A 2,156-nucleotide genomic window follows, 5' to 3' on the forward strand; every position below is an offset into this window, starting at 1 on the left:
ATCAGAGGTGTATAAGAGACAGGGGCGACGGCGGGGAGAGCGGCGCGGGGGACGACTCGGTGCGCCGGCGCGCGGTGCACTTCCAGGAGTACTGGGTGCGGATGCGCGCCTCGGTGCCCGCCCGTGCCGTGGTCCCGGTGGGCGCCGAGCAGGCCGCTCCCGCCCCCGGTGTCCTGGAGGCACTGGAGAAGGCGGACGTGATCCTCTTCCCGCCCTCCAACCCGGTGGTGAGCATCGGCACCATCCTGTCCGTACCCGGCATCCGGGAGGCCGTGGCCGACGCCGGCGCCCCCGTGGTCGGGCTCTCCCCCGTCATCGGCGGGGCACCGGTGCGCGGCATGGCCGACCGGGTGCTGGCCGCCATCGGCGTGCCCGCCACCGCTCCCGGCGTGGCGGCGCACTACGGCGCCGGGCTGCTGGACGGCTGGCTGGTGGACACCGTGGACGCGGACGCGGTGCCGGAGATCGAGGCGGGTGGGGTGCGCTGCCGCGCCGTCCCGCTGCTGATGAGCGACGAGGAGGCCACCGCCGCGATGGCCCGTGAGGCACTGGCGCTGGCCGAGGAGGTGCGCGCGTGAGCCGCGCTGCGGAGTACCGCGTGTGGGCCCCGCCCGGCATGCCCGAGGTGCGTCCCGGGGACGATCCCGCGGAGCTGATCGCCGCCGCGTTGACCGCTCCCGGACAGCCCCGCCCCGAGGACGGGGACGTGCTGGTCGTCACATCCAAGATCATCAGCAAGGCGGAGGGGCGGGTGGTCCGCGCCGACGACCGGGAGGCGGCCGTGGACGCCGAGACGGTTCGGGTGGTGGCCCGACGCGGTGCCGCCCGCATCGTGGAGTCCCGGCACGGATTCGTCATGGCCGCCGCCGGCGTGGACGCCTCCAACACCCCTCCGGGCACCGTGCTGTTGCTGCCCACCGACCCCGACGCCTCGGCCCGGCGGATCCGCGACGGCCTGCGCGAACGGTTGGGGGTGGAGGTCGGGGTCGTGGTCAGCGACACCTTCGGCCGGCCCTGGCGGGAAGGGCAGACCGACGTGGCGATCGGCGCGGCCGGCGTGCGCGTGCTGGACGACCTGCGCGGCGGCACCGACACCCACGGCAACCCGCTGGGTGTGACGGTCACCGCGATCGCCGACGAACTCGCCGGCGCCGGTGATCTGGTCAAGGGGAAGGCCGAGGGGCGGCCGGTGGCCGTGATCCGGGGACTGGCCGAGCACGTGACGATCGCCGGGGACGGCGCCGACGGGGCCCCGGTGGAACCCTCCGCCCGCGACCTGGTCCGGGACGCGGGGCGGGACATGTTCCGACTGGGCACCTCCGAGGCGGTGCGGGAGGCGGTGACCCTGCGCCGCACCGTCCGGGAGTTCGCCGCCGACGCCCCGGTGGATCCGGCGGCGGTCCGCCGCGCGGTGGCCGCCGCCCTGACCGCGCCCGCCCCCCACCACACCACGCCGTGGCGGTTCGTGCTGCTGGAGTCGCCGGCCGCCCGGGAGAAGCTGCTGGACGCCATGCGCGAGGCGTGGATCGCCGACCTGCGGGCCGACGGCCGCTCGCCGGAGGCGATCGAGCGCCGGATCCGCCGCGGGGACGTGCTGCGCCGGGCACCGTTCCTGGCCGTGCCCTGTCTGGTCGCCGACGGCGCCCACCGCTACCCCGACGAGCGGCGCTCGACCGCCGAGCGGGAGATGTTCGTCGTCGCGGTCGGGGCCGGGGTGCAGAACTTCCTGGTGGCGCTGGCCGGCGAGGGGCTGGGGTCGGCCTGGGTGTCCTCCACGATGTTCTGCCGACCGGTGGTGCGGGAGGTCCTGGAACTGCCGGAGGACTGGGACCCGATGGGTGCCGTGGCGATCGGGTACCCGGCCGCCGCGCCCCGGCCCCGGCCCCCGCGCCCGGTCGACGGGTTCGTGACCGTTCGCTGACCCGGAGCCCTCCCCCCGGGGCCCTTCCGGCGGGTCTCCCCCGGTGAACCGGCGCCGGCCCGACGGCCGTGTCGGCGGGCCCGGGTGACGGGCCGCCGGCACGGCCGGGGCCCGCCGTGTCGGGCCCCGGACGTGCCGATGGGTGGCGCCGCGGTGGTTCAGGCGCAGACGATCCGGTCGCCGCGGGCGGCGACGATGTCGCCGCCCGCGCCCCGCCCGCCGTCCTCCCCGGTAC

At 77.0% G+C, this 2,156-nt stretch carries 2 protein-coding genes; both read left to right on the forward strand.

Annotation, left to right across the window (positions count from 1 at the left end; all coding sequences use genetic code 11):
- The coding region (locus tag FOE67_RS23550; protein WP_182666852.1) for a 2-phospho-L-lactate transferase CofD family protein at window positions 1-578 on the forward strand (578 nt) is incomplete at its 5' end.
- 38 nt (window positions 579-616) lie between these two features.
- The gene (locus tag FOE67_RS23555; RefSeq protein ID WP_194444626.1) at window positions 617-1,921 is read left to right on the forward strand and encodes a coenzyme F420-0:L-glutamate ligase; all 1,305 of its coding nucleotides are present in this window, start codon (window positions 617-619) and stop codon (window positions 1,919-1,921) included.
- Window positions 1,922-2,156 lie beyond the last annotated feature (235 nt).

This window comes from Streptomyces calidiresistens, assembly GCF_014141525.1.
Taxonomy (GTDB): domain Bacteria; phylum Actinomycetota; class Actinomycetes; order Streptomycetales; family Streptomycetaceae; genus Streptomyces; species Streptomyces calidiresistens.

Excerpts from the sequence above, each read along its gene's own strand:
- FOE67_RS23555 (WP_194444626.1), top strand. The coding sequence starts at position 617 with ATGCCCGAGGTGCGTCCCGGGGACGATCCCGCGGAGCTGATCGCCGCC.